Origin of the sequence: Brevundimonas mediterranea, from assembly GCF_011064825.1 — a bacterium.
GTDB classification, from domain to species: domain Bacteria; phylum Pseudomonadota; class Alphaproteobacteria; order Caulobacterales; family Caulobacteraceae; genus Brevundimonas; species Brevundimonas mediterranea_A.
The window spans coordinates 1,674,279-1,699,182 of sequence record NZ_CP048751.1; the positions used below are offsets into that span (position 1 = coordinate 1,674,279).

Annotated in this window: 25 protein-coding genes, 1 tRNA gene and 1 pseudogene; 9 read left to right on the plus strand and 18 right to left on the minus strand. The window is 66.6% G+C overall.

Features of this window, described 5'->3' with window-relative positions:
* Positions 1–30: 30 nt before the first annotated feature.
* The 4 genes from GYM46_RS08165 to GYM46_RS08180 are packed head-to-tail and all read right to left on the minus strand — an operon-like array spanning position 31 to position 4,142.
* On the minus strand, positions 31–651 hold the full coding sequence (locus tag GYM46_RS08165; RefSeq protein ID WP_008264269.1) for a hypothetical protein: 621 nt from the start codon (positions 649–651) through the stop codon (positions 31–33).
* Position 652: 1 nt separating this feature from the next.
* Positions 653–1,825: a polysaccharide biosynthesis/export family protein gene (locus tag GYM46_RS08170; protein ID WP_008264281.1), complete on the minus strand. Its 1,173-nt coding sequence runs from the start codon at positions 1,823–1,825 to the stop codon at positions 653–655.
* Positions 1,826–1,855: 30 nt separating this feature from the next.
* On the minus strand, positions 1,856–3,139 hold the full coding sequence (locus GYM46_RS08175; protein ID WP_008259324.1) for a glycosyltransferase family 4 protein: 1,284 nt from the start codon (positions 3,137–3,139) through the stop codon (positions 1,856–1,858).
* A 10-nt stretch (positions 3,140–3,149) separates the two neighbouring features.
* Positions 3,150–4,142, minus strand: coding sequence for a KpsF/GutQ family sugar-phosphate isomerase (locus GYM46_RS08180; protein ID WP_008263429.1), 993 nt, complete (start codon positions 4,140–4,142; stop codon positions 3,150–3,152).
* A 198-nt stretch (positions 4,143–4,340) separates the two neighbouring features.
* Between GYM46_RS08180 and otsB the strand changes: the two genes are divergently transcribed.
* The 3 genes from otsB to GYM46_RS08195 are packed head-to-tail and all read left to right on the plus strand — an operon-like array spanning position 4,341 to position 8,325.
* Positions 4,341–5,069 carry a trehalose-phosphatase gene (gene otsB, locus GYM46_RS08185; RefSeq protein WP_008261823.1) on the plus strand — a complete coding sequence of 243 codons (729 nt, stop codon included), beginning with the start codon at positions 4,341–4,343 and terminating at the stop codon, positions 5,067–5,069.
* Between the two features lie 4 nt (positions 5,070–5,073).
* On the plus strand, positions 5,074–6,858 hold the full coding sequence (locus GYM46_RS08190) for a glycoside hydrolase family 15 protein (RefSeq protein ID WP_008263767.1): 1,785 nt from the start codon (positions 5,074–5,076) through the stop codon (positions 6,856–6,858).
* A 54-nt stretch (positions 6,859–6,912) separates the two neighbouring features.
* Entirely contained in the window at positions 6,913–8,325 is a 1,413-nt protein-coding gene (locus tag GYM46_RS08195) for an alpha,alpha-trehalose-phosphate synthase (UDP-forming) (RefSeq protein ID WP_008264209.1), read from the plus strand.
* Positions 8,326–8,331: 6 nt separating this feature from the next.
* Here GYM46_RS08195 and GYM46_RS08200 read toward each other — a convergent pair whose 3' ends face one another.
* The 6 genes from GYM46_RS08200 to GYM46_RS08225 form a co-directional block, all read right to left on the minus strand.
* Positions 8,332–9,315: an esterase-like activity of phytase family protein gene (locus GYM46_RS08200; RefSeq protein WP_008262545.1), complete on the minus strand. Its 984-nt coding sequence runs from the start codon at positions 9,313–9,315 to the stop codon at positions 8,332–8,334.
* Positions 9,312–11,195 (minus strand): cobaltochelatase subunit CobT, encoded by a 1,884-nt coding sequence (gene cobT / locus GYM46_RS08205; protein WP_008259293.1) that lies wholly within the window; start codon positions 11,193–11,195, stop codon positions 9,312–9,314. Before cobT ends, GYM46_RS08200 begins: the two co-directional genes overlap by 4 nt.
* A 41-nt stretch (positions 11,196–11,236) precedes the next feature.
* Positions 11,237–12,490, minus strand: coding sequence for a DUF418 domain-containing protein (locus GYM46_RS08210; RefSeq protein WP_008264205.1), 1,254 nt, complete (start codon positions 12,488–12,490; stop codon positions 11,237–11,239).
* 38 nt (positions 12,491–12,528) lie between these two features.
* The gene (locus GYM46_RS08215) at positions 12,529–13,086 is read right to left on the minus strand and encodes a hypothetical protein (RefSeq protein ID WP_008259089.1); all 558 of its coding nucleotides are present in this window, start codon (positions 13,084–13,086) and stop codon (positions 12,529–12,531) included.
* Positions 13,083–13,964, minus strand: coding sequence for a 3-hydroxybutyryl-CoA dehydrogenase (locus tag GYM46_RS08220; RefSeq protein ID WP_008262496.1), 882 nt, complete (start codon positions 13,962–13,964; stop codon positions 13,083–13,085). Before GYM46_RS08220 ends, GYM46_RS08215 begins: the two co-directional genes overlap by 4 nt.
* Before the next feature lie 122 nt (positions 13,965–14,086).
* A complete protein-coding gene (locus tag GYM46_RS08225; protein WP_008262663.1) occupies positions 14,087–14,392 on the minus strand; it encodes a YggT family protein in 306 nt (101 codons plus the stop codon).
* Positions 14,393–14,558: 166 nt separating this feature from the next.
* On the opposite strand from GYM46_RS08225, the gene GYM46_RS08230 reads away from it, so the two are divergent.
* Both GYM46_RS08230 and GYM46_RS08235 read left to right on the plus strand, forming a co-directional pair.
* Positions 14,559–14,634, plus strand: a tRNA-Ala gene (locus GYM46_RS08230).
* Between the two features lie 34 nt (positions 14,635–14,668).
* Positions 14,669–15,250: a DUF6538 domain-containing protein gene (locus GYM46_RS08235; protein ID WP_156796489.1), complete on the plus strand. Its 582-nt coding sequence runs from the start codon at positions 14,669–14,671 to the stop codon at positions 15,248–15,250.
* A gap of 105 nt (positions 15,251–15,355) precedes the next feature.
* Here the strand turns inward: GYM46_RS08235 and istB are convergent.
* Positions 15,356–16,083 (minus strand): annotated as a pseudogene (gene istB / locus GYM46_RS08240) (IS21-like element helper ATPase IstB).
* Entirely contained in the window at positions 16,070–17,581 is a 1,512-nt protein-coding gene (istA, locus tag GYM46_RS08245; protein WP_164952576.1) for an IS21 family transposase, read from the minus strand. Before istA ends, istB begins: the two are co-directional and overlap by 14 nt.
* A 252-nt stretch (positions 17,582–17,833) precedes the next feature.
* On the opposite strand from istA, the gene GYM46_RS08250 reads away from it, so the two are divergent.
* The gene (locus GYM46_RS08250; protein ID WP_156796488.1) at positions 17,834–18,292 is read left to right on the plus strand and encodes a hypothetical protein; all 459 of its coding nucleotides are present in this window, start codon (positions 17,834–17,836) and stop codon (positions 18,290–18,292) included.
* A complete protein-coding gene (locus GYM46_RS17015; protein ID WP_365799443.1) occupies positions 18,289–18,615 on the plus strand; it encodes a DUF6804 family protein in 327 nt (108 codons plus the stop codon). The genes GYM46_RS08250 and GYM46_RS17015 overlap by 4 nt, the downstream gene beginning before the upstream one ends.
* 16 nt (positions 18,616–18,631) lie before the next feature.
* Here GYM46_RS17015 and GYM46_RS08255 read toward each other — a convergent pair whose 3' ends face one another.
* From GYM46_RS08255 to GYM46_RS08265, 3 genes are all read right to left on the minus strand, one after another.
* The gene (locus tag GYM46_RS08255; RefSeq protein WP_083793404.1) at positions 18,632–19,966 is read right to left on the minus strand and encodes a J domain-containing protein; all 1,335 of its coding nucleotides are present in this window, start codon (positions 19,964–19,966) and stop codon (positions 18,632–18,634) included.
* A gap of 225 nt (positions 19,967–20,191) precedes the next feature.
* Entirely contained in the window at positions 20,192–20,749 is a 558-nt protein-coding gene (locus GYM46_RS08260) for a lipocalin family protein (protein WP_008259211.1), read from the minus strand.
* 63 nt (positions 20,750–20,812) lie between these two features.
* Positions 20,813–21,190 carry a hypothetical protein gene (locus GYM46_RS08265; protein ID WP_035309283.1) on the minus strand — a complete coding sequence of 126 codons (378 nt, stop codon included), beginning with the start codon at positions 21,188–21,190 and terminating at the stop codon, positions 20,813–20,815.
* A gap of 139 nt (positions 21,191–21,329) precedes the next feature.
* Here GYM46_RS08265 and GYM46_RS08270 point away from each other — a divergent pair, with 139 nt between their 5' ends.
* Both GYM46_RS08270 and GYM46_RS08275 read left to right on the plus strand, forming a co-directional pair.
* Complete coding sequence (locus GYM46_RS08270) at positions 21,330–22,121, plus strand: SDR family oxidoreductase (protein ID WP_008261776.1); 792 nt, start codon at positions 21,330–21,332, stop codon at positions 22,119–22,121.
* Positions 22,122–22,171: 50 nt separating this feature from the next.
* On the plus strand, positions 22,172–22,543 hold the full coding sequence (locus tag GYM46_RS08275; protein ID WP_008263403.1) for a hypothetical protein: 372 nt from the start codon (positions 22,172–22,174) through the stop codon (positions 22,541–22,543).
* A 25-nt stretch (positions 22,544–22,568) separates the two neighbouring features.
* Here GYM46_RS08275 and GYM46_RS08280 read toward each other — a convergent pair whose 3' ends face one another.
* From GYM46_RS08280 to fsa, 3 genes are read right to left on the minus strand one after another with little or no spacing between them, the layout of a single operon-like run.
* On the minus strand, positions 22,569–23,498 hold the full coding sequence (locus GYM46_RS08280) for a tyrosine recombinase XerC (RefSeq protein WP_008258679.1): 930 nt from the start codon (positions 23,496–23,498) through the stop codon (positions 22,569–22,571).
* Positions 23,480–24,193: a DUF484 family protein gene (locus GYM46_RS08285; RefSeq protein WP_008263507.1), complete on the minus strand. Its 714-nt coding sequence runs from the start codon at positions 24,191–24,193 to the stop codon at positions 23,480–23,482. The genes GYM46_RS08280 and GYM46_RS08285 overlap by 19 nt, the downstream gene beginning before the upstream one ends.
* Before the next feature lie 36 nt (positions 24,194–24,229).
* Entirely contained in the window at positions 24,230–24,883 is a 654-nt protein-coding gene (gene fsa, locus GYM46_RS08290) for a fructose-6-phosphate aldolase (RefSeq protein ID WP_035309286.1), read from the minus strand.
* Positions 24,884–24,904: the final 21 nt, after the last annotated feature.

The window sequence follows — 24,904 nt, forward strand, 5'->3', positions numbered from 1 at the left end:
CAGACTCTGGCGTTCGGGAAGGCGGCGTTCCTAGCGCGCCTCGGACGACTTGTCGCGCTTCGCACGGGGTTTCCGGGGCGTCTTAGCGGCCTTGGGCGGTTCGGATCGGGGAGGCGTCCGGGTCAGGCGCGACGCGGTTACGGCCTTTGAGTCCCTGAGCGCGCGCCAGGCGCCGCCCAATTCCAGCGCGATCAACAGATGATCTTCTTTGAGAACTCCGCGACGGGCGGCCCGCAGATCAGCGATCTCGTTCAGCAGACGGGACGCCGCGCGAAGGTCCGCCCGGCCGGACCTCGCGCCCAGGTCCTGCAGGCGGGCGAAGCGCCAACCCATCTCTGAGGGGTGGTCCAGCGTCAGGGCGAAGCGCGCCTCTGGCGACAGCGTGGCGGCGATGAAGGTCCAGGCCTCCGTGCCCGGCGCCTTGCGGTAATGGCCCGGCTTAGTCGGGAGTCCGGCGCGGGCATAGACTTCCAGCGCGCCGGTCTCGATCTCGACGAGCGCGATCTCCAGAGGGTCTGGCGCAGACGGCTCGAGATCGGACGGACGGTCGAAGGGAGCCGCCGCCGCGCTGTCGTCGTCTGTCCTTCGAAGGCGACCGGACGCGGCGGGGCCGCTCAGTTGGGACAGCAGGATCCGCCAGCGCCCCAGCACCTCAGTCGATGTTGACGGCGCTGGTCACCGACACGTCATAGACCACGCGAGTGACAGTCTGAACGAACTCGAAGAATTTCCGCGCCTCGGCGGCGCCGGCCAGGGGCACATAGATCACGTCTTCCGGCATGATCTGCATATTGGTGGCGGCGAAGACGTTGGCCGCCTCGTTGAAGTTCAGCTCATAGACCACGGGCACGCCCCGCGGGGTAGCGGGCTGGTTGATCCCCAGGGCTTGCGCCACTTCCGGACGCTCGAAGCGGAAGACCATCACGCGACGGGCGTTGGCTGTATTGGTGTTCAGTCCGCCGACCTTCGACATGGCGCCGGTCAGGGTCATGACCCCGGCGGGCATGTCGACCTGCGTCACCGCATTCAGGGCGCCGAAGGTCGAGAAGCGGCGCGGCTTGTACTGGACATTGATCACGTCGCCGCGTTGCAGGCGGACGTTCTCGCCGAACTCCGTCGTCACGGCGGTCATGGGGGCCGTATAGGTCTGGCCGCCGCGTTGGACGCTGATGGTCAGGTCGTCGGTCTCACGCGCGGAGCCGCCGGCGGCGGCGATCACGTCCAGAATCCGGTCGCTGTTGACGCCCAGCGGCGCGCGACCGGGCCGGCGCACGTCGCCGAAGACATTGACCGTATTGGAGGCGTTGTCGGCGATGCCGACCAGAACCTGGGGATTGGCGACCTTGCCGACCAGGGCGCGCCGAACGGCCGCCGCCGCCTGGGGCGCCGTCAGACCCTGGACGCGGACCTGGCCGGCGAAGGGCACGGCGACCGAGCCGCTGCGGTCGACGGTCACGCCCGGCAGGGCCTGGGACCCGCCGGACAGGGTCGACAGAGAGCGATTGGCGCTGGAGCCGCTGCCGAGCGCGCCGCCGAACAGGGAGCCCGAGGGATCGTAGATCGAGATGGCCAGGGTGTCGCCAATGCCGATCACATCGGCCGGCTGCTCGCTGGAGGCGGCGACCAGGGTGCCGAAGAACTGGGGCGGCACCGCCTTCATCCGTTCGGTGGCTTCATAGGTGAGGGGCACCAGAGCGTAGCTGCCCAGACCCTGGGGCGTCGTGGCGCCGGCGTTGATCGAGGCGCCTGAAGGTCCGTCACGCGGCAGGGTGGAGCACCCGCCCAGAATGGCGACGATGGCGAGGGGGAGGATGGTGCGAGTCATGAAGCAGGACGGCCCTTGTTCGCGGACTGATTACAAGTCTTTGGAGACGCCCGCCAGAGGCGAAGCCGGCGTTAGACCGATGGCCTCGGCGACGATGTCGAAATGTCCCGCCCAGGACGGCGCCGACTGAGGCGTCGGCGGCGCGGGTCTTTCCTGGGCGGCGCGTTCGACCGCCGCCAGCCAGCCGAGCCCATCCAGCGGATCGATCAGCACCGCATTGGGCGTGAGTTCGCGGTGGGCCGGAATGTCCGAAGCGAACAGGGACAGCCCCATGGCGCGGGCCTCGACCGCCGGGAGGTCGAAGCCTTCGACCGAAGACGGCGCCAGAACCGCCCGCGCCCCCCGCATCAACCGCGCCAGCAGGACGTCGGAGAGGTTGGACGCCTGGTGCACGACGCCTTGCAGGTTCGGCGACCGTTCCAGATGATCCAGCACCGCCTCATTCTCCCAACCGTAGCGCCCGACCAGCACAAGGGACGGCGTCCTCTCGCCCAGCCGTTCTTCCAGCCGCCGCCAGACGGTCAGTAGAAGCGCCAGATTCTTGCGGGCCTCGATCGTGCCGACATGAACGAAATACGGTCGGGTCGTCTCTACGATGTCGCCGTCGATGAAGACGGGCTCCAACCCAAGGTGCGCGACATGGACGGGCGGTTGAGGCAGGCCTTCGCGAGAGGCGAAGGCGCGCAGCTCGTCGCCTGTGGAGGCCGAGTTGACGATGACGCGGCTGGCGTATCGCAGGGTGTTGGCGACCCGGGCGTGATGTTTGGCGCCGTCGCCGGCACGGCAGAATTCCGGATGGGTGATCGGAATCAGGTCGTGGAGCAGAACAACCCGTTCCACACCCGCCGCCTCCAGCTCAATCAAGGCCGTCGGCTCGTGCAGCGTGGTGTGGCCCACGTTGAGATAGAGATCGGCGGCCGGCGGCGCGACGACATGGCGCGAGCGGAAAAACTGTTTGAGCACCCGGCTTCTGTCCGCCGGCTTTTTGAGCGACGGCGCGGGCGGCGGGCTGATCACCGACAGGTTCGGGCGAACCGATGCGGTCAGCGCGGCCAGCAGCCGCGCCTCGTGCGCCGGATCGCCCGACGCATCGGCAGCCCCATTCCACCGCGCCCGTAGTTCGCCGACGAACCGGCGGAACCACTCGGTATCGACCGCCACCAGTCGGTTCTTGCGGCCCCTCACCGGTATGGTGACGACGTCGGGGCGGGACAGCAGCCATTCGGCATAGGCCAGACAGACCCGATCGACTCCCGTGGGGGCTGAACGGTCGGCCCGGCTCATCAGCCGGCTGGCGTCGTAGAGGATTCGCATGTTCGAGGCGTCAGGCGACGTAGCCGGCCTGCATCAGTTCGGCGATGTGGACGATGGCGGTCGGCCGGCCTTCCTCGACGACAAACAGGTTGGCGATCTTGTTCGCGGTCAGCAGATCGACGACGTCGCTCATCCGCGCGTCCGGATCGACGGTGATGGGATTGGGACCCATGATGTCGGCCGCCGTCAGATTGGTGGTGTCGCGCTGGAAGGCGCGGCGGAGGTCGCCGTCGGTGACGATCCCCGCCAGCGTCCCGTCCAGGTCAAGCACGGCGACGGCGCCCTTTCGTCCCTCGGTTATGGCTGAAACGACTTCACTGAAGTTGGCGTTCAGGGGCACGCTGGCCGGGGCCGCTGCATTGTCTCCCATCCATTCGCGCACGCTTTGCAGGCTCATGCCCAGGGCGCCGCCGGGGTGGTGCAGGCCGAAGTCCATGGCGCTGAAGGCGCGGCGGTCCATCAGCACCATGGCCAGGGCGTCGCCGAGGGCCAGGGTCATCAGGGTCGAAGTCGTCGGCGCCAGGCCGTTGGGGCAGGCCTCGGCCACCTTGGGCATGGTCAGGCAGACGGCGGCGTTGCGGCCCAGGAAACTGGCGGGCCGCTGGGTGATGGCGATGACCGGTATGCCGTTGCGATGGCAAAATATCAGCGGATCACGCAGTTCGCGGCTCTCGCCCGAGTTTGAAATGGCCAGGACGGTAACGTCCGGGCGCAACATGCCCAGGTCGCCATGGCTCATTTCGGCGGGATGGACGAAGAAGGCGCTGGTGCCGGTCGAGGCCAGGGTGGCGGCGATCTTTCCGCCGATATGGCCCGACTTGCCCATGCCGGTGACGATCACATAGCCCGGCCGGCTCATGATGACATCGACGGCGCGAGCCATCGAAACGTCGATCGACCGCTCCAAGGCCTCCAGCGCCTCGATGTTCAGCCGCATCACGTCGCGGGCGCGATCGGTCATGGCGGCGATGTCATCGGGAGACGAGTGGGCGATCTCGGTCATGGTCTGTCAGGCCCCTTGTGGGCTCTCCTTGGTGCGAGGCGCGCGATCTGCCCCATCCCAAGGCCGCGCGCAACGTGTCCTTTCAGACGACTTTGTCGCTTTCGGGTCAACCTTTGCCGGAGTGGCGCGTTACGAGGTGCTGGGGAAGTCAAAATGAGTGCACGCCACATGCCGTCTCACGCCGGAGCAGAAGCTCTATTGCTGCCGCCGCCGCCTGTCGTCGCGGACGGGATCGCCCTGTTCCTGGATATGGACGGCGTTCTGGCGCCCATGGCGCCGACGCCGGACGGCGTTGGACCGGTCGCGCGTCGAACGGCCGCGCTGAAGGCGGTCGAAGCGCGACTGACGGGCCGTGTCGCTATCATCAGTGGCCGGACAATAGCCGAGATCGACCGGATTTCCGATCACGCCCTGACCTCGGCTTCCGGCGTGCATGGGCTGGAGCGTCGTCTGAAAGACAAGTCCATCCGCCGCAGCGCGCCTGACGCCGGCGTCGCCGTGGCCATGGCCGGCTTCAAGGCCTTCGCCGCAGATCGACCGGGCGTCATCGTCGAGGACAAGGGTGTCTCGGCCGGGCTGCACTATCGCCAGGCGCCGGATCAGACGGACGCGGCCAAGGCCTTGGTCAAACGCTTGCAGGCCGAAACAGGCCTGAGCCTGCAACCCGGCCATATGGTGCTGGAACTCAAGACGCCCGGCGCCGACAAGGGCACGGCCGTGACCGATTTCATGCAGGACGCCCCGTTCAAGGACGCTATCCCTGTCATGCTGGGCGACGACCTGACCGACGAACACGGGTTCGAGGCTGCGGCGGCTCTGGGTGGATATGGCGTGCTGGTGGGGCCGCAACGCGAGACGGCCGCCCGCTATCGACTGGACGACGTAGACGCCGTCCTGACCTGGCTCGAAGCCGTGGCGAAGGCCTGAACCGATGAAACCCAATCTTGATCTCTTCCCCATCGGCAACTGCGCCATCAGCGCCCTGATCGATCGTCAGGGCCGGTTCGTCTGGGCCTGTGCGCCGCGCGTGGACGGCGATCCGGTCTTCTCGTCCCTGATGAACGGCGAGGATCCGGCGCACGGCTACTGGTCCGTCGAACTGGAGGGGCTGGAGCACGTCAGCCAAGCCTATATCCGCAACACGCCGGTGCTGCGCACGGTGTTGACGGCGGAAGACGGCGCTGCGGTCGAGATCATCGACTTCGCCCCGCGCCATCCGAAACACTCACGCACCTATCGGCCCCTGGCCTTCGGACGGATCGTGCGGCCGCTGAAAGGCACGCCGCGCATTCGCATCCGGCTGCGGCCGTCCGCCGACTGGGGCGCCCGGCCGGCGCCTTGCACGTCCGGTTCGAACCATATCCGCTTCATGTGTCCCGACGTGACCTTCCGCCTGACCACCGACTGTCCGGTGTCGCATGTGCTGGAAGAGCGGGTGTTCCGCCTGGAAAGGCCGCACGCCTTCTTCATGGGGCCGGACGAGGGCTATGATCAGGACGTCGGTCCCGGGGTTCAGGCGGCGCTGGATCGCACCGTGGCCTATTGGCAGGACTGGGTGCGCAAACTGTATCTGCCGCTGGATTATCAGGAGGCGGTCATCCGCGCGGCCATCACCCTGAAACTGTGCGCCTATGAGGAGACGGGGGCCATCGTCGCCGCCATGACCACCTCGGTGCCCGAGTTCAAGGAGAGCGGCCGCAACTGGGACTATCGCTACTGCTGGATCCGCGACGCCTACTATACGGTGCGGGCGCTGAACCGGCTGGGCGCGGTCGACATCCTGGAAAACTATCTCGGCTATCTGCGCAATCTGGTCGATGACGCTGCGGGCGGCCATGTGCAGCCGGTGTATGGGGTGGGTCTGGAGCCCGGCATCGGCGAGAGCATCGTCGATACGGTCGAGGGCTATCGCGGCATGAAGCCGGTGCGGATCGGCAATCAGGCGCACGAGCATCTGCAACACGACGTGTACGGACAGATCGTCCTGCCTCTGGTCCAGGCCTTCTATGACCAGCGTCTGCTGCGTCCCGGCACGGTCGAGGATTTCCACGCCCTGGAGAAGGTCGGCGAGCGGGCCTTCGCCATGCATGACCAGACCGACGCCGGCCTGTGGGAGTTCCGCACCATCGCCCGCGTCCACACCTATTCGTCGGTCATGTGCTGGGCGGCGTGCGACCGTCTGGCCAAGGCGGCGGACCATCTGGGCCTCAGCGCGCGGGGCGAAGTCTGGCGTGAACGGGCCACGATCATCCGCGAGCGGGTCGAGAGCGAGACCTTCCTGCCGGACGAGGGGCGGTTCGCCGCCAGTTTCGGCGGTCGCGAACTGGACGCCTCGTTGTTGCAGCTGACGGATCTGGGTTTCCTCGACGCCCACGACCCGCGTCAGGTCGCCACCTTCGACGCCATCGAACGCGATCTGAAGAAGGGCGCCTTCCTGTTCCGCTATGTCGAACCGGACGATTTCGGCGAACCGGAGACGGCGTTCAACTTCTGCACCTTCTGGTTCATCGAAGCCCTGCACCAGAACGGCCGGGTCGAAGAAGCCCGGGAAATTTTCCAGGAAATGCTGAGCCGTCGCACCGAGGCGGGCTTGCTGAGCGAAGATATTTCGGTCGAGGACGGCGAACTGTGGGGCAACTATCCCCAGACCTATTCTCTGGTCGGCATCATCAATTGCGCCGTGATGTTGAGCCGTTCTTGGACCGACGTGCGTTAAACCGCCGAACGCCGTGTCTGACCCCGGGGCTGGGGTCGTTGCCGAAGTGAAATCATGAGCCGTCTTATCGTCGTATCCAACCGGGTTTCGGCCCCCACCGATCCTGCCGCCGGCTCGGCCGGCGGGCTGGCCATGGCCTTGTCCGCCGCCTTGAGAAAATACGAGGGGCTGTGGTTCGGTTGGTCAGGCGAGACGATCGAGACCTTCACCGGCGAAATGAAGGTGGAGGACCGGGCCGGGGTCACGGTCGGCCTGGTCGATCTGGAGCCGCAGGACGTCGACGAATACTACAACGGCTACGCCAACAAGACCCTGTGGCCGCTGTTCCATCACCGCATCGATCTGGCTCAGTACGAAAGGTCCTACGGCGAGGGCTATGAGCGGGTGAATCGACGGTTCGCCGAGGTTCTGGCGCCGGTGATCCAGCCGGACGACGTCATCTGGATTCACGACTATCACATGATCCCGATGGCGCGGGACCTGCGCCGCCTGGGGATCCGCAACCGGATCGGCTTTTTCCTGCACACGCCCTGGCCGGCGCGTCAGCTGCTGGTCACCTTGCCCCACCACCGGCGACTGGTGGAGTCGATGTTCGATTTCGACCTGATCGGCTTCCACACCCAGGAATGGAGCGACCTGTTCACCGACTATGTGGTCAGCGAAGCCCAGGGCGAACTGTTCGGCCACGGCGGGCTGGAGTGTTTCGGGCGACGGGTTCAGACCGGCGTCTTCCCCATCGGCATCGACGTGGACGGCTTCCTGGCGGCGCGGAACTCGACGCTGGGCGCCCGGACCTATGACCGGATGGCGGCGTCGGCGGCCTTCCGGTCCATGATCGTCGGCGTGGACCGGCTGGACTATTCCAAGGGGCTGGAGGAACGGCTGCTGGGCTATGAGCAGTTCCTGCACGACAACGCCTCGATGCGGGGCGAGGTCTTCCTGCTGCAGGTGACGCCCATCTCGCGCGACGACGTGGACTCGTATCAGGATCTGCGGGCGCGTCTGGATTCCCTGGCGGGACGGGTCAACGGCGCTTTCGGCGACATGGACTGGCAGCCGATCCGCTATCTGAACCGCACCTATCGCCGCGATCAGCTGGCGGGCATCTATCGGGCGGCCAAGGTCGGGCTGGTGACGCCGTTGCGCGACGGCATGAACCTGGTGGCCAAGGAATATGTCGCGGCCCAGAACCCCGACGATCCCGGCGTTCTGATCCTGTCGCGGTTCGCCGGGGCGGCGGAACAGATGGGCGAGGCCCTGCTGGTCAATCCCTACAGCCGCGAGGAACTGTCGGACGCCATCCAGAAGGCCCTGACCATGCCCCTGTCCGAAAGAATCCGGAAATGGGAGGCCCTGATGCAGGTGGTGCGCGACACCGATGTCGGCATCTGGCGCGACGACTTCGTCAAGGCGCTGCGGTCTGTGGCGAGCGAGCCTGAATCAACCCAGTGGGCGGGGGCGGCCTGAGCAGCCTCAGCGCAGGTCGAAAGCCAGCAGAAGGGTGCGCTGGGCGGGGTTGGCGTTGTCGTCTGACAGCAGATAAAGCCGCGTCGCCCGGCCGCGCCGCTCGGCCGCCACCCCCTCGAAATTATCCGTCGTGCCGGGCAGTTTCAGCTCGATCAGCACCGGCCCCCGCGTTCCGTCTGACGACAGACGACGCAGACGGCCCCGCATGTCGAACGGCGGGCTGTAGCGGCGCTGGACCATGAACCAGCCGTCGCCGGACGGGTCGCGATCCAGGCCGGTGTTGCGATAATCGGCGCCCTGGGGCGCTTCGGTCGGTTGCGAGGCGACGAGGCGGCATCCGGCGGACGTGCAATCCCAGACGCCGCCCGTCTCGCCCGCCGCGCGCCAACCGTCCTGACGGTCTCCCGGAAGGGCGGCGGCCAGACCTTCCAGACCTTCATTGTCGGGGAAGGCGGCGTCAGGCGAGGCTGCGGGCGTCGGCGTCTTCAGGGCCGACAGGGGGCCATAGTTCCAGATGCGATGACGGCGTTCGAAACTGATCAACAGGTCGCCCGAGCGGGTCAGGGCCAGACCCTCGGCGTCGCCGTCGACCTTGTCTATGATCGGTCCGCCGTCTTCCAGCGTCAGCCGACGCGTGGCCAGACGATCGACGCCGATCAGCCGCCCGCGGGCGTCCAGCCGCAGCTCGCCGCGCACCAGGTCTCCGGCGTCCGACACGGCCACGAAGCCGCCGTCGCCGGTCAGTTTCAGGTCCGACAGACCGTGCAGCGGCGAACCCAGGCCGGCCACGATCTCCACCCCGCCCGCGAAATGAACACCCGGCGCCAGGACCGCGCCGGGCAGGCCGAGGCCGACAGGCTTCAGCTGGGCCGGGGCGTAGGTCCAGCCGTCCATCCCCGCCAGGTCCGGCTGGGGCGCGCTGAGCGCGGTGGCGCAGGCCGTCAGCGACAGGGCGGCCCAGACGGCGGCCAGACGGCGTAAACGGGTCATGCGGCCAGTTTCTTCCGCGTCCGGCGCGTGGGGCCGGCTGCCCCCTCGGCCTCGAACAGTTCGGCCAGTTTCTCGGTCATGGCCCCGGCCAGCTGTTCGACATCGACGATGGTCAGGGCCTTGCGGTACCAGCGGGTCACGTCATGGCCGATGCCGATGGCCAGCAGCTCGACCGGCGACCGGTCCTCGATCTCGGCGATCACCTGGCGCAGGTGTTTGTCCAGATAGAGGGCGGCGTTGGCCGACTGGGTCGAGTCGTCGACCGGAGACCCGTCGGAAATGACCATCAGGATGCGCCGCTGCTCGGTCCGGGCCAGCAGGCGGTTGTGGGCCCATTGCAGGGCCTCGCCGTCGATATTCTCCTTCAGCAGGCCTTCGCGCATCATCAGGCCCAGGTTCTTCTTGGCCCGGCGCCAGGGGGCGTCGGCGGCTTTGTAGATGATGTGGCGCAGGTCGTTCAGGCGCCCCGGATTGGCGGGCTTGCCGGCGCTGATCCAGGCTTCGCGGCTCTGTCCGCCCTTCCATGCCCGGGTGGTGAAGCCCAGGATCTCGACCTTGACCCCGCACCGCTCCAGGGTCCGCGCCAGGATGTCGGCGCACACCGCCGCCACCATGATCGGCCGCCCGCGCATCGAACCGGAATTGTCCAGCAGCAGGGTCACGACCGTGTCGCGGAACGGGCTTTCGCTCTCGGCCTTGAACGACAGGGGGGCGGTGGGGTCGGTGACGATCCGCGTCAGGCGGGCCGTATCCAGCATCCCCTCTTCCAGATCGAAGGTCCAGGAGCGGTTCTGCTGCGCCAGCAGGCGGCGCTGCAGCTTGTTGGCCAGGCGCGAGACGACGCTGGACAGGATGGTCAGCTGCTGGTCCAGCAGGTTGCGCAGCCGCTCCAGCTCCATCGGGTCGCACAGGTCGGCGGCGTCCACCACCTCGTCATAGGCGGTGGTGAAGACGCGATAGAAATCCACGGCCCGACCGTCGTCGGCGGTCTGCTGGCGATTGGGCTGCTGGCCCTCGTTCAGTTCCGGCCCGTCCTCGGATGCGTCGCCTTGCGGGTCGCCGGGCGCGCCCTCGGGTCGGCTGTCGCGTTCGTCCTCCGACGACTGATCGTCGGCGTCCCCCTCCATCGACTGGGAGCCTTCGCCGCCCTGTTCGTCCTCGTCCTCGTCCGGCTCGTCGCTGGCTTCGGGGTCCTGGGGATCGGGCTCGTCCTGGCCGGGATCCTCGGAGGAGTCTTCGCCCCGGCCGTCGCCGGGATCCAGGTCGAGGGCGCGCAGCACCTCGCGCATCTTCTCGGCGAAGCCCGCCTGGTCGCCGGCGGTCGCCGCCAGGGCGTCCAGCTTGTCACCGGCCTTGGCCTCGATGCCGGCGCGGACCAGGTCCAGCATGGACTTGGCGCCGTCGGGCGACGGGCGGCCGGTCAGGCGTTCGCGCACCAGCAGGGCCACCGCCTCGGCCACCGGCACGCGGTCGGCGTCGGCGATGCGCAGGGCGCCGGTCTTTTCCAGCCGGGTGACCAGGGCGGCGCCCATGTTGTCGCGCACCCCGGCCAGATATTCGGAGCCCACCGCCTCGACCCGCGCCTGTTCGACCGCGTCGAACACCTCGGCCGCCTTGGTGTCGAGGGGCCGCATCCGGGCGTTGATCGCCGTGTCGTGATTGGCGAGGCGCAGCGCCAGCCGGTCGGCCTGGCCCCGCAGGGACGCGCTCTCGGGTCCCGACGGATCGCGCGGCGGATGCGGCAGGGTCAGGACCCCGCCGGCCAGCTTCGGTCCGTCCGAACCGAACACCACCTCCAGCTCGGGCTGTTCGGCCAGGGCGCGGGCGGCATGGCCCAGCGCGCGCTTGAAGGTTTCGGCGGGAGTATCCGGGGCGGCCATGGCCCCCAGTTAATCCCTTCGCGCCTGCGATAAAAGCGCGATCAGCCCGCTTTTCGGATCGGCGTCCAGCGGCCGTAGGTCAGACAGCGCCAGACCCACTCAAGCGGCCCCATGCGGAAGGCCGCCAGCCATAGCGACGACCAGACCAGTTGAACCGCCCAGACGGCCGCCACCAGGCCCCACATGCCGACATAGTCCACCTGGCCGAACAGGCGCGGACCCCAGGGCATGTAGAACAGGCTGGTCATGATCAGGGTCTGGGTCAGATAGTTGGTGAAGGCCATCTGGCCCACCGGCCGCAGGGGCGCCAGCCACGACGCCCCGTGCCGGGTGATCAGGACGATCAGGCTGACATAGGCCAGGGTGATGAAGATCGGGAAGGAGGCGACGACCTCCGACAGGCCGCGCGTCGGGTGGCTCCCCCGGGGCGCCATGACCTCGGCCCATTCCAGAACGCCCAGCAGGGCCAGAACCGCGCCGCCGACCGCGATGACCGCCAGATAGAGCCTCGTCGGCGCCCGGCCGCTGAGGAAACCCGCCTTGAACAGGCCCATGCCCGTCATCATCAGGGCCACGGTCGAAAAGACGAACATGCTCAGACTGGCGCCCTGAAGGAAAAGCCAGGCCGTCAGGTTCTGACCCATGGCCCCGGCCCAGCCGCTGCGATAGGCGGCGATGGCGGCGTTGACGGCGTCGAGCGAATACTGCGGGCCGCCCTCGTTCATGGCGTCGACGACCACCGGCGGGCCGGCGACCATCAGCCAGGCGGCGCCCGCCTGCATCGCGCCCAGCGCCAGGGTCACGGCCAGGCCGATCCCGATCAGCAGCCGGGCGGAGAATGACCGCATCAGCATCACGAACAGGCCGGACCAGGCGTACAGCAGCAGGACGTCGCCGTACCAGAAGGCCAGGCCGTGGATCAGGGCGATGACCGCCAGCCAGAACAGCCGCCGCCGCAGCAGACGCCCGCGCGCCGCATCGCCCCGCTCGCCCCCGACCAGGAAGATCGAGGCGCCGAACAGCATCGAGAACAGGGTGATGAATTTCTGGTGGAAGAAGACATCCACCGCCCAGCGCGCCACGGCGTTGGCGCCGGTCACGGGAAAGGGGCTGAGGTCCGCGTCGCCATAGACCATGAAGGGCAGGCCGAACGAGGCGACATTGACGGCCAATATGCCCAGCACCGCCAGGCCGCGCATGACGTCGAGGCTGATGATCCGCGCGCCCGCCTCGACCGGCGCCAGGACGGCGTCGCCGACCACGGCGCGGTCATTCCCCTGATCTTCCATCGACATCGGATTCCCCAATCCCGCGGCCGAAAGGGCCGCGGGCCTCAGCCCCTCGGCATCAAGCCCAGCCGGTCCTTGACCGCCGGCTTGGCCTCGAAGGCGATGAAGGCGGCGCACAGTCCGGCCCACAGGGCGTAGCTGACGCCCACGATCATGGCGATGGGCAGGCCCCCGACGCCGTAGATCAGCAGGGTCGTCTCGGTCGCGCCCAGAGCCTGCATCACGTCGCCGGCCTCGAACCAGCCCGAGATCACCATCCCCAGGGCCACCGCCACCTGCAAGCCCGCCGCGGCCAGTCCGCCGTACAGCATGAACCGCCACACCACGCCCAGGCGTGATCCCGGCCGGCCGCTGTCACGACGCTCGACGATGATGCGCCACAGACCCAGGGGGACCACCACCAGTCCGATCAGCAGCACCATGAGACGCCAGTCCAGATCACGGCCGAGCGCGACGGCGTGGGGCGGCCACAGCGGCAGGGTCAGCAGCAGCGGCGGCCAGGCGGCGCCGGCGACGGACGCCAGGATCGGATACAGGGGCGCGGGGCGCGAATGGATCGTCGCCTGCCCCGGCAGGTCGCTGTAGCTCTCGAACCGGCTCATCGCGTCGGCGCCGGCGTGTCGCCGGAATAGTCATAGAAGCCGCGCCCGCTCTTGCGGCCCAGCCAGCCGGCCTCGACATATTTCACCAGCAGGGGGCAGGGCCGGTATTTGCTGTCGGCGAGGCCGTCGTACAGCACGTTCATGATGGCCAGGACCACGTCCAGACCCATGAAGTCCGCCAGTTCCAGCGGCCCCATCGGGTGATTGGCCCCCAGACGCAGGGCCTTGTCGATGGAGGCGACATTGCCGACCCCTTCGTACAGGGCGAAGATCGCCTCGTTCATCATCGGCACCAGGATGCGGTTGACGATGAAGGCCGGGAAGTCCTCGGCGTCGGTGGTGGTCTTGCCCAGGCTCTCGGCGAAGGCGACAGCGGCCGAATGGGTCTCGGCCGAGGTGGCGATGCCGCGCACGATCTCGACCAGTTTCATCACCGGCGCCGGCTTCATGAAGTGCAGGCCGATGAACCGGTCGGGCCGGTCCGAGGCCGAGGCCAGGCGGGTGATCGAAATGGAGGAGGTGTTGGAGGCCAGCAGGGTGTGCGGCCCCAGATGGGGCGCGACCTGGGCGTAGACTGCCTTCTTGACCGCCTCGTCCTCCAGCGCGGCCTCGATCACCAGGTCGGCGCCGGTCACGGCGTCGGCGATGACCTCGGTGACGGTGATGCGGGCCAGGGCTGCGTCGGCGTCGGCCTGGCCGATCAGGCCGCGCGCGACATGGCGCGACAGGCTGGCGGCGATCTCGCCCTGAGCCAGCGGCAGTCGGGCGGCGGCCACGTCATAAAGCCGGACCGAATAACCGCCCAGGGCCACCGCGTGGGCGATGCCTGCGCCCATCTGTCCGGCGCCCAGGACGGCGACTGTGGTGATCGTGCTCATGAACCGTGGTCTATAATGGTCGGGCGGGCACCTTTAGGAAGGTGGCGGCGCGGCGCAAGGGTGGATTTGTCCCTGCACATGAGAATCCTGCGCACCGTGTCCGCCCGGACCGACGCCCGGCCTCAGCCCAGAAGCCCGATCAGGGCGGGGGCGGCGGCGCGGTTGAACAGGACGCTGGCGAACTGAAGCAGCAGGATCACCACGATGGGCGAGATGTCGATTCCGCCCAGGTTCGGGATGATGCGGCGGAACGGCTCCAGCAGGGGCGCGGTGATCCGGTCCAGGAAGGTGCCGACCGAATAGACGAAACGGTTACGGTAGTTGATCACGTCGAACGCGACCAGCCAGCTCAGGATCGCCTGGGCGATGATGAACCAGATCATCAGACTGATGACGGCGTTGACCAGCCAGACGATGGCGAAACCCATGGACGCTTCTCCTGCTTGAGCGAGCGGCGCTTTTAGCCTGTCCCGCCCCCTTCCGACAACGCCCCTCGCGACCCTGCTTCGATTGCGCGCACAAGCCCGTTGACACCACGCCCGCCCGCCTTCTATGTCCCGGCCTCGCCTGGAGGCCCGATCCAGCACTGGAAACGGGGCCGTAGCTCAGTTGGTAGAGCGCGTCGTTCGCAATGACGAGGTCAGGGGTTCGACTCCCCTCGGCTCCACCAGGCGTTGTTAAGCTTTTGATGCTTAACAGAAGTCATGCAAAATCAGCCCCTTAAAGCGCCGTTGCCGCGTGTGTCCGCTACACATGATGCTGAGGGCGAGATGCCGACTGGGTTACAAAGACGAGAGGGCGGACGCTATTCGATACGTCGTCGCGTGCCTGAGGATTTGGTCGAGGCCTTCGGTAAGAAGGAGCTCACCAAGGCGCTGGGAACATCCGACCCCAAACAAGCTCGGCTTCTCCTGCCGGTGTTCTGGTCGGCGTATGACCAGATGTTTGAGCAGGCGCGCGCCAAGATTTCGGGAAAAATTGGACCCCGCGAAGAGGTGCCCCTGTCCGAGATCAGCCCAACGATTATCAGCCTGATCGAACTCGACACCCTAAGGGCAGATAGAGATGCTGCGGCAGCTAATGGCACACTAGCAAGCTTCATCAGTCTGCGTCGCGACGCTCTCCGTTTGCTACAAGGTATGCTAGACGGCGAGGTGCCACCTGATGGTGACTTCAGGACGATTGAAGGCAAGAGGAATGCTCTCCGCGCCCTCCTCACGGGTGAAAGTGTCAATCGGCGTCTAAAAGGGACCCCCTATCGGCGTGCAATAGGGACCCCCTTTTGAGGTTCGGGATGGACGTCACGAGCGCACCGCTTGCGAGGGTTGGGGCGTAGGGAGGGCGTAGCCCGACCGGAGGCTCAACCCTCGCCTGGCGTTCTTCGTGGAGGGTTAGCTGCGGTGTTTGAAGCGCCAGCTGTCGTTGCCGGTCTCGACGATGTCGCAGTGGTGGGTGATGCGGTCGAGCAGGGCCGTGGTCATCTTGGGATCGCCGAACACGGTCGGCCATTCGCCGAAGGCGAGGTTGGTCGTGACGATCACCGAGGTCCGCTCGTAGAGCTTGCTGATCAGGTGGAACAGCAGCTGGCCGCCCGAGCGGGCGAACGGCAGGTAGCCAAGCTCGTCGAGGACCACGACGTCGAGGCGGCAGAGGTGAGCAGCCAGCGCACCGGCCTTGCCCAGGCGGGTCTCCTCTCGAGGCGGTTCACCAGGTCGACGGTGTTGAAGTACCGGCCACGCGCCCCGGCCCGCACGACGTTGGCGATGATGGCGGTGGCCAGGTGGGTCTTGCCCGTGCCGGTCCCGCCGACCAGCACGATGTTGCGCCGGTTCGCCAGGAAGGCGCCGCTGTGAAGCGAGCGCACCAGCCCCTCGTTGATCGGCGTGTCGTCGAACACGAAGGCGTCGAGGTCCTTCACGGCGGGCAGCCTGGCCGCCGCCATCCGGTAACGGATGGAAGCCGCATGCCGGTGGGTCGTCTCGGCGCGCAGCAGGTCGGCGAGGATCTCCATGGTCGTGCGCTTGCGCTGCAGGCCCGTGGTGACCGCCTCGTCGAAGGCTCCGGCCATGCCCTTGAGGCCCAGGCCGGTCAGGGCCGCCATCATCTCATGCCGCTGCATGCATGCCTCGCAAGCTGTCGTAGCGGTCGCAGTCCGCCAGAGGCGGATGCCGCAGCGCCAGGTCATCGGGCGTGACGATGCTCAGCGGCCGGGGCGGTTCGCGCCGGCGCGCCAGGATGTTGAGGATGACGTCGTCGCTGACGGTCCCGGCGGCGAGCGCCTCGCGCGCCGCGGCCTCGACCGGCTCCAGGCCGTCTTCCAGCACCGCCGCCAGAACCCGCACGAACCGGCGATCGGCTTCGTCGCCCGCACCCAGCTTGCGCCTCAGGCGGGCCAGCCCCGGCGGCAACTCCCAGTCCTGGAACGGCGCGCCATTGCGCAGGGCTCCGGGCTTGGTCGCCAGCACCGGGAGGTAGTGCCAGGGATCGTAGAGGGTCCGGTCACGACCGAAGAACCGGCGATGGTCGGCGACGACCTCACCCTCGCAGCGCACGACGATCCGGTCGGCATAGGCGCGGACCTGCACCGTACGGCGCCCGGCCTTCGCCATCACCGAGTAGCGGTTACGGTCGAAGCTGATCAGGCAGGTCCCCGTCACCGCGTGCTCGCTCTCGTGGAAGCCGTCGAACGGGCCCAGCATCGGCTGCAGCGCCGGCCGCTCGGCGGCCAGGGCCTGAGCAACCGTCAGCTCTTTCTGCTCGGGGTGCTGACGCAGCTCGCCCCAGCGCCGGCACTCCGCCTCCAGCCAGCCGTTCAGCTCCTCCAGGCTGGTGAAGCGCAGGCGCGGCTGGAAGAACCGTCCCCGGGCCGTCTGGACCTGGTGTTCGACCTGGCCCTTCTCCCAGCCCGCCGCCGGGGAGCAGGCCGTCGGCTCCACCATGTAGTGGCTCGCCATGACCAGGAAGCGCCGGTTGAACACCCGGTCCTTGCCCGTGAACACCGTCGTCACCGCCGTCTTCATGTTGTCGTAGATCCCGCGCGTCGGCACGCCGCCGAAGAAGGCGAACGCCCGCGCATGCGCGTCGAACAGCATCTCCTGGGTCTCGCGCGGATAGGCCCGAACATAGATCGCCCGCGAGGCGCACAGCCGCATGTGCGCCACCTTCACCCGCATCGGCTTGCCCGCGATCTCCACGTCCTCGTGGCTCCAGTCGAACTGGTAGGCCTCGCCCGGCCGGAACATCAGCGGGATGAACGATGGCGCGTCCGCCACGCCCCGGCGTCGCTTCAGCCGCCACCCCGCCGCGTAGCGCCGGACCGCGTCGTACGACCCGTCGAACCCCTCGCGCACCAGCAGGTCATGAACCCGCGTCATCCGCAGCTTCTCGCGCCGCGGCCGCGCCTCGTCCTCTTCCAGCAGCTCATCGAGCCTGGCCTGGAACGGCGCCAGCCTCGGCAACGGCTGCACCGCCCGCCGATAGGCGAACTCCGCATCCGGCTCCCGGATCGCCTTGCGCACCACCTTGCGCGACAATCGAAGGTCACGCGCGATCGCCTTGATCGCCTTCCCGGACGCAAACTCGCGCCGAATCCTCAACACCGTCTCCAACACCAACATCCCGAACTCGCCGCCTGACATCCGCCAAGCCGCCACCGTTAGACCTCAGGAATGAGGGTCCTTATTCGACGCCGATCACACCGCTAACGGGGTCCCTTTTCCACGCCGATCCACAGTTGCCCCCTCGGAAATACGAGACAAATTTTCAGTCCGGGGTAGCTGCTTGCGTTGTGCGCCCTTCAGTGCCCCTACTGGACTGGACAGCCGTTCCACGGTTGATCAGAGTTGTAGGACAGGGAATTGGGCGCGGCGATGAAATACGCAGAGATGTGGCAAACGCCACTGGCGATAGCGGCAACGCTGATTGTCCTTTTGCCGATCTTAATCGCAGCGTTTGTAGCGGCGGCTTGCTTGGACTTCCTTCAGCGTCTGACCGGGACGTGGGAGGGTGATGGTTTAAGTTTCTATCTGGTCGGTATCCAATGGGGATTTGCCGCTGCTGGTGCGGTATTCTGTCCCCACTTGCTGTTTAGGCGCGCCAATCCTTACGTAGTAGCTTGGGCGCTCATCGGTTTGGTTGCTGCAGTATTGCTTTTCCTCGCTGTCGGCACTTTCATCAATGGGGATCCGGCCAGCTTCAACCAATGGCTTACGTTTGTTTCCATTCCCGTGGGGACAGGCATTGGGGCCCTCTCGGGTGCCCAAGCCGTAAGGCGCAGAACGCCGAAATCAGCTGATGCATTAGCGCAGCCTTCTCGCGTATTGCCATGATCAGCCCAGATCAAGACCGGCGAATTCCTATAGCAGTCTGGCTTACGACTGCGCTGCTGCTAATACTAGCGGCAGTAGGTTCCTGGCCGTATGGGTTTTACATGCTGCTGCGGTTGGTGGTTTGTGTGGCCTCGATTTTCATTGCGTGGAGGCTTGGCCAGCACCGTCCATTAATGTGGGTCTTTATATTCATTGCAATCCTATACAACCCGGTTTTCCGCGTGGCATTTGAACGTGATACGTGGTCAATTCTAAATGTCGTGTCGGCTCTTCCATATGTCGTGGTAGGCTTCCTTCAACGACCAAGAAAGGCGGATCGCTAGAGGGGTCAGTCGTCGCTTAACCGGCGTTGAACTCGTCTTCGCTGACCCGCTGCGGGCTCACGTTGCCTCCAGGAACGTTGTATAGCGTCAACGTTAGATTGCTCTTGATGATCTGGTTACCTTCATATTGCGTGATGAAGTTTTCTTTTCCCGGAAATCTCTGTGTTAACACGTCTCCGGAAAAGCGGCGGCAGCTTTCATCAAGTACGTTACCGGTAGCAAACAGCATCTCGTACTCTCCATCTGGAAGGTCGTTGAATGATGCCTGCTGCCCACGTTTAACAAACATGGTCGAAACTATTTTTCTAGATGGATACTCACGAATTTTTACAAGCGCATCGCCGGAACCCCCGTTCTTTATTGTGATGCGATGCCCATCTTCCTCTAAGCCGTCGCGAGCAAACTCGTCCCCGTTCAAAGGCGGGGTGTCGCATGAGGCCAGAATAACTTTGGGCTCAGGAATTGCCTTAGGGACATTCGTTGGAGCCAGCGGCGGGCCAGGGGCGGGCTCGGTGTACGTAGGAGAATACCGAGGTGGCGACGCGTAGCTTGATCCACCATCAAGCATAACGACGGCTAGCCCGACTGCTGCCGGTAGACCAAGCAGTGCGGCTCCATGTATTGCCCAGCCTCGCCCAGCCGGTTTCCATCCGGACTTAAGCGCAGGATTGTTCTTCGGGACGCCGCGACGCTCCAGCTCATCGACAAGCCGAAGCGCTTCTAATGCTAGTCGCTCGTCGGTCGAGCCGCGAACCTGCCGGGCAATGGCATGAGCGAGACTGAAATTCCCGCGAGAAGCAAAGGCGACTGCGTTGTAATAAGCTAAGCGATCATCGAGAGCAGGTTTCCTGTCTCCACCCGCAGCGTTCCGAATGATTTCCTTGATGGTCAGGATCGGCCCCCAAGGGACGCCCCACCATCCAAACAACCCTGTGGTTATTGAGGCTTTGATTGCTGTTTTTTGCGCGCAGTCGGAGCAAAAAATGCCTTGAACGGGCGTTGTGATAGTGGTGAGGATAACACTCACCACGCTTCTGAAGGTCACGTTCCGTGGTTGCGCGGTCACCTTTCGGCAGCGCGAGCAACTTATCGGCTCAAGAGCCTCGTTCGTTTCAATATCTGAAGCCGCATGTTCGTAGGCGGCGCTGTCGTAATGAGCACGCTTATCTGGATCTCCGAGTATAGAATACGCTTCAGAACATGCAGTAAACCTCTCTGACGCCTTGGGATCTGAGTTAACGTCAGGATGTAGTGCTTTGGCGAGCGACCGATATGCAGTTTTAATCTCGCTGAGGCTCGCATCGGGCGATAAGCCCAAGCGGCTATAGAAGCCTTTCGGATCGTGGTTCACGGTGCCCTCCCCAGAGGTCGTCACCCTAACGTTGCATCGCACAGCCCACTACCAAAAAAGTAGCAGGTTTCGCGACTAGCACCCGCAGGGGCTGGATGCTACACAGAGGGCCCACACGGGGCCCACGGCGTCTCATCTAAGTCGTTGATTTTACTGCGTTGAGCGAGCCTCCCCTCGGCTCCACCAGGCGTTATACTTCAATGACTTGGGCTTTGGGGCTGCGGCTTAAGGCTGCCGGGTTTCCCGCACCATGGACAGGTCGTAGCCCAGTTCTCGGGTCCGGCGCAGGATGGCGTCGCGGACGTCGCGAGATGGGTGGGGCGTGCGGCTCAGAAGCCAAAGATAGCGGCCGGAAGGCTCACCTACGATAGACCAGGAATAGTCTTCAGCGCGGGCGAGCACCCAATAGTCGCCTACGTAGAAGGGGCCGAAGAAGGAGACCTTCAGCTTGGCGTTCCGGCTTCCCTCGACGATCTTGGCCTTGCCCTCGACGGTCTTCTCCTCGCCGGTCAGGCCGCCCTGGCGGCATGAGTTCAGTATACCCACGAGGCCGTCGTCCCGCACGGCGTATCGCGCGGTGACGCCCTCGCAGTCGCGCTCGAACCCGTTCTCGTAGCGGCCGATCTCGTACCAGAGACCGGCGTAGCGGTTCAGGTCGACGGCCTGGGCGGGTTGGGGAACGGCGGTGTTGCCGACAGGACCGCGCTGGAAGGTGGCGCAGGCGGTCAGGGCGACGGCGGCGCCCGCCAGAGCAAGGATTGGAAGAGTGCGTCTAAGGGACATGGCGATACAAACGGAACGACACCCCCCGCGGTTCCTGGGAGAGATGGCGACCCCTCGGTCTCCTTACTTCAACACCGCATACCCGCGCTCCACCATCCGGCGCAGGGCCTCGTAGACTTCGGCGAGTTCGTCGAAGGCGGTGCGGGCGGCGGTCAGGCGGGCGACCTGGTCGGCGGTGACCGGCGAGCCCGAGTGGGCCAGGCGCAGGGCCTCGGCGCCCCATTTGGCGCGGGCGCCGGCGGTCAGGACGGCCAGTTTCTGCAGGGAGGCGGCGTCCAGCCCGGTCAGGGCCTGGCCGATCAGCTCCTTGTTGGCGACATAGGCGGCGTAGTCGATCTGCTCCAGCTGGCCGCGCAGGCGGCGCTGCTCGTGCGGATCGGTGTCCTGCGGCTCGAAATGGTCGCTGTGGCGACGCACGCTCGAGGTTATTTTGGTCGACATGGGCCGGCCCTCCACGGCCGATCCAGACGGTTGCTGGCGGCCACATGAAGACGAAGGTGCGCTGCGTCGGTTAACGCCGCGTTGCGCTGACGCTACGGAAACCCGATATCCGCCGCCTGAGCCAAAGCATGGAGCCGACATGGACCTGAAACTCACGCGCAAACGCGCCCTGATCTGCGGCGGTTCGTCCGGCCTGGGCCGGGCCGTGGCCACGGCCCTGGTGGCCGAAGGCGCCCATGTGGCCCTGTTGTCGCGCGACGCGGCCAGGCTTCAGGCCGTGGCCGACGAACTGAACGCCATGGGCCCCGGCAAGGCGGCCGTGGTCACGGCCGATCTGGCCGATCACGAGGCCCTGATGAGGGCCGCCGACCTGGCCGAGGAGCTGCTGGGCGGCCATATCGAGATCCTGCTGAACAACACCGGCGGGCCGCCGCCGTCGGGCGTGTCGGGGCTGGAGCCGTCGGTCTGGCGCGATCATTTCGAATCCATGGTGCTGTCGGTCTTCCGCCTGACCGACCGGGTGCTGCCGCGGATGCGGGCCGCCGGCTGGGGCCGGATCCTGAACGTCGCCTCGATCACCGTGGTCGAGCCGTCGGCCGCCCTGGGGGTGTCCAACACTTTGCGGGCTTCGGTCGCCGCCTGGGCCAAGACCCTAGCCAACGAGGTCGGGCCGGACGGGGTCACGGTCAACACCCTGCTGCCGGGCCGGATCGACACCCCGCGCATCGCCCGCCTGGACCAGGCGACGGCCGAACGCACCGGCGTGACGCCGCAGGAGGCCCGCGCCGAATCCGTGAAATCCATCCCCGTCGGCCGGATCGGCGCGACCGAGGAGTTCGGCGCCACCGCCGCCTTCCTGGCCAGCCCCCTGGCCGCCTATGTCACCGGCTCGCTGATCCGGCTGGACGGTGGCGCGGTGAGGGCGATCTAGTCAATCCGCAGTTGCAGGTTTAGGATGGGGCCAGAAACCGGAGGACTCCGATGCTGAGTTTGCTGATTCTGGCCCTGTCGAACGGGGCGGTGATCGTTCATCCGGCGCCGCCGGTCGATCAGCCCATGGTGCGGGTCGTGCCGGTGGTGGATCAGGCCATGATCCGGTGTGGCGACCCTCTTGTTCAGACACAGACCGCTTCGCCGTCATCGGCGGGGGCTGTTGCGCCTTTGCTGGATCGCTCGCGAGATGATGGGCAGGTGAGGCGTTACCTGCTTTTGGACCGGCGCGACCAGAACAACTGTCCGGCCCCCATCAGCTATGACGTACCGAATCAGCCGCGCGCCTTGGGACGCGAGTTCGGCCCGTACCGGACGGTCGAGCCGAACCGTTCGGAACGTCCCGCCCGCCCAGGTCTGTAGTCTTTAAAACCGAACCGGCGTCCCTCTAGGCGCGGGGATGGGCCGCCGCATAGGCGTTCAGCAGGCGTTCCGCATCGACGCCGGTGTATTTCTGGGTCGTCGAGAGACTGGCGTGGCCCAGCAGTTCCTGGATCGACCGCAGGTCGGCGCCGGCGCCCAGCAGATGGGTCGCGAAACTGTGGCGCAGGGCGTGGGGGGTGGTGCGTTCAGGCAGGCCCAGCCGCCCGCGCAGCCGCTGGACCGACGCCTGGACGTGGCGCGGGCTGAGCGGACCGCCGCGCCGGGCGCGGAACAGGGCGTCGGACGGCTGAAGCGGAAAGGGCTGGAGCGCCAGATAGGCGTCCACCGCCGCGCGTACTGCGGGCAGGACCGGGACGATCCGGGTCTTTGATCCCTTGCCGAGAACACGCAGGGTTTCGCCCAGCGGGGCGTCGGCCCGGGTCAGGGACAGGCCCTCGGAAATCCGCAGGCCGCAGCCGTAGAGCAGGGTCAGGACGGCGCGGTCGCGCGCGGCCTCCCAGGGTTCGGCGTCCGGGTCGGCGTTGGGTTCGGCCAACAGGCCGCGCGCCTGATCCTCCGTCACGGGCCGGGGCAGGGACGGCTTGATCCGGGGGCCGCGCACCAGGGCCAGCTGGGGGGCGGGCGTGTCCAGCCGCCGGTCGAGAAAGGCGTGAAAGCCGCGAATGGCCGACAGGCTCTGGCTGAGGGACCGGGCCGCCAGGGGATGATCGCCGGATCGGCGCTCCGCCATATGGGCGCGAACCTCGGCGGCGGTGACGGTTCCCAGGCCTTTCAGCGACAGGGCCTCGCCGCGATGGCGTTCGAGGAAGGCGACATACAGCCGACCGATATGACCGTAGGCTTCGAGGGTGCGCGGCGACAGCCGCCGCTCGTGCGCCAGATGTTCGAGCCAGGCGAGCAGGGCGTCGGCGGCGGTCAGTTCAACACCGGCCATCGCTCGGCCATCCGCTCCACCACCCGGGCCAGGAAGGCCGCCAGTTCGCAGCCCATGGTCGGGGTGAAACCCGCTTCCTCGGGCGAGCCGAAGGCGCACAGGCAGGACCGGGGCGGTTCGCCCGGCGTCAGATGCGGGGCCATGCGGATCAGGGCGACCGACTTCACCTGGTCTCCGGCCGCGCCGAACAGGTCCAGCCCCTCGAACATCGGGCCCAGCCAGGTCAGGCCGTGTTCGCCCAACAGATTGTCCACCGCGCCGGTCTCCAGCGCACGCCAGCCGAAGGGCACGCCGCCCGGCTTTTCCATGGCGATGGCGGCGCCGGCCAGACCGAACCGGCCCTGGGCCGCGGCATCCAGACGGCGCGCCAGGTCGGAATGGTTGCGGGCCTCCATAAGGTCCAGTGCGGCGACGTGGGTCTGGGTCTGGGCGGCGAAATTGGCCCGGGCGATCATCTCGACCTCGCGCCGGGCGCCGGTCTCGCGTTCGACCACCGCCTCGAGCCGGGTCAGGGCGGCGGCGCCAAACTCGACCACATTGCGACCGTGCGGACGCAGGCCGATCTCCTCCAGCAGGGAGCGATCGTCCAGCAGGGTCTGGGCATGCGTCTGCAGCCAGCCGCGCACCTCGGGCCAGTGCAGGCCGTCGCCCAGGTGGGGGACCGGCTCCGCCTCGGAGGTTTCGAAAAGGTCCAATGAGCCGCTCAAACAGACCTCTCCGTGACGCGCGATTTACAGGATGGACTGACCGGTCTTGGCCCAGTCCGCCACGAAGGCATCAAGACCTTTGTCGGTTAACGGGTGCTTTACCAGGGCCTTGAATGTGTCGGCGCCGAAGGTGGCGGCGTCCGATCCGGCCACGGCGGCGGCGGCCACATGGGCGACGTTGCGCAGCGAGGCGGCCAGGATCTGGGTCTCGAAACCGTGCACGTCATACAGGACGCGGATTTCCTCCAGCAGGGCGATGCCGTCGGCGCCATTGTCTTCCAGCCGGCCGACGAAGGGCGAGACGAAGGTGGCGCCGGCCTTGGCCGCCAGCAGCGCCTGGGCCGCCGAGAAGCACAGGGTGACGTTGGTCTTGATCCCCTTGTCGGTGAAGACGCGGCAGGCGCGCAGGCCGTCCCAGGTCAGGGGCAGCTTCACGACCACGTTCGGGGCGATGGCGGCCAGCTTGTCGCCCTCCTTGACCATGGTCTCGAAATCGAGCGAGACGGCCTCGGCGGAAATCGGCCCCTCGACCAGGGCGCAGATTTCGGCGATGACCTCGGCGATGTTCCGACCCGACTTGGCGATCAGCGACGGATTGGTGGTGACGCCGTCCACCATTCCGGTGGGGACCATGTCCTTGATGACGGCGACGTCGGCGGTATCGAGAAAGAGTTTCATGGACGGCTTCATAGCCGAGGG

Excerpts from the sequence above, each read along its gene's own strand:
- GYM46_RS08170 (WP_008264281.1), bottom strand. The coding sequence starts at position 1,825 with ATGACTCGCACCATCCTCCCCCTCGCCATCGTCGCCATTCTGGGCGGG.
- GYM46_RS08175 (WP_008259324.1), bottom strand. The coding sequence starts at position 3,139 with ATGCGAATCCTCTACGACGCCAGCCGGCTGATGAGCCGGGCCGACCGT.
- GYM46_RS08180 (WP_008263429.1), bottom strand. The coding sequence starts at position 4,142 with ATGACCGAGATCGCCCACTCGTCTCCCGATGACATCGCCGCCATGACC.
- GYM46_RS08190 (WP_008263767.1), top strand. The coding sequence starts at position 5,074 with ATGAAACCCAATCTTGATCTCTTCCCCATCGGCAACTGCGCCATCAGC.
- GYM46_RS08195 (WP_008264209.1), top strand. The coding sequence starts at position 6,913 with ATGAGCCGTCTTATCGTCGTATCCAACCGGGTTTCGGCCCCCACCGAT.
- GYM46_RS08200 (WP_008262545.1), bottom strand. The coding sequence starts at position 9,315 with ATGACCCGTTTACGCCGTCTGGCCGCCGTCTGGGCCGCCCTGTCGCTG.
- cobT (WP_008259293.1), bottom strand. The coding sequence starts at position 11,195 with ATGGCCGCCCCGGATACTCCCGCCGAAACCTTCAAGCGCGCGCTGGGC.
- GYM46_RS08210 (WP_008264205.1), bottom strand. The coding sequence starts at position 12,490 with ATGTCGATGGAAGATCAGGGGAATGACCGCGCCGTGGTCGGCGACGCC.
- GYM46_RS08215 (WP_008259089.1), bottom strand. The coding sequence starts at position 13,086 with ATGAGCCGGTTCGAGAGCTACAGCGACCTGCCGGGGCAGGCGACGATC.
- GYM46_RS08220 (WP_008262496.1), bottom strand. The coding sequence starts at position 13,964 with ATGAGCACGATCACCACAGTCGCCGTCCTGGGCGCCGGACAGATGGGC.
- GYM46_RS08225 (WP_008262663.1), bottom strand. The coding sequence starts at position 14,392 with ATGGGTTTCGCCATCGTCTGGCTGGTCAACGCCGTCATCAGTCTGATG.
- GYM46_RS08235 (WP_156796489.1), top strand. The coding sequence starts at position 14,669 with ATGCAAAATCAGCCCCTTAAAGCGCCGTTGCCGCGTGTGTCCGCTACA.
- istA (WP_164952576.1), bottom strand. The coding sequence starts at position 17,581 with ATGTTGGTGTTGGAGACGGTGTTGAGGATTCGGCGCGAGTTTGCGTCC.
- GYM46_RS08250 (WP_156796488.1), top strand. The coding sequence starts at position 17,834 with ATGAAATACGCAGAGATGTGGCAAACGCCACTGGCGATAGCGGCAACG.
- GYM46_RS17015 (WP_365799443.1), top strand. The coding sequence starts at position 18,289 with ATGATCAGCCCAGATCAAGACCGGCGAATTCCTATAGCAGTCTGGCTT.
- GYM46_RS08260 (WP_008259211.1), bottom strand. The coding sequence starts at position 20,749 with ATGTCCCTTAGACGCACTCTTCCAATCCTTGCTCTGGCGGGCGCCGCC.
- GYM46_RS08265 (WP_035309283.1), bottom strand. The coding sequence starts at position 21,190 with ATGTCGACCAAAATAACCTCGAGCGTGCGTCGCCACAGCGACCATTTC.
- GYM46_RS08270 (WP_008261776.1), top strand. The coding sequence starts at position 21,330 with ATGGACCTGAAACTCACGCGCAAACGCGCCCTGATCTGCGGCGGTTCG.
- GYM46_RS08275 (WP_008263403.1), top strand. The coding sequence starts at position 22,172 with ATGCTGAGTTTGCTGATTCTGGCCCTGTCGAACGGGGCGGTGATCGTT.
- GYM46_RS08280 (WP_008258679.1), bottom strand. The coding sequence starts at position 23,498 with ATGGCCGGTGTTGAACTGACCGCCGCCGACGCCCTGCTCGCCTGGCTC.
- fsa (WP_035309286.1), bottom strand. The coding sequence starts at position 24,883 with ATGAAACTCTTTCTCGATACCGCCGACGTCGCCGTCATCAAGGACATG.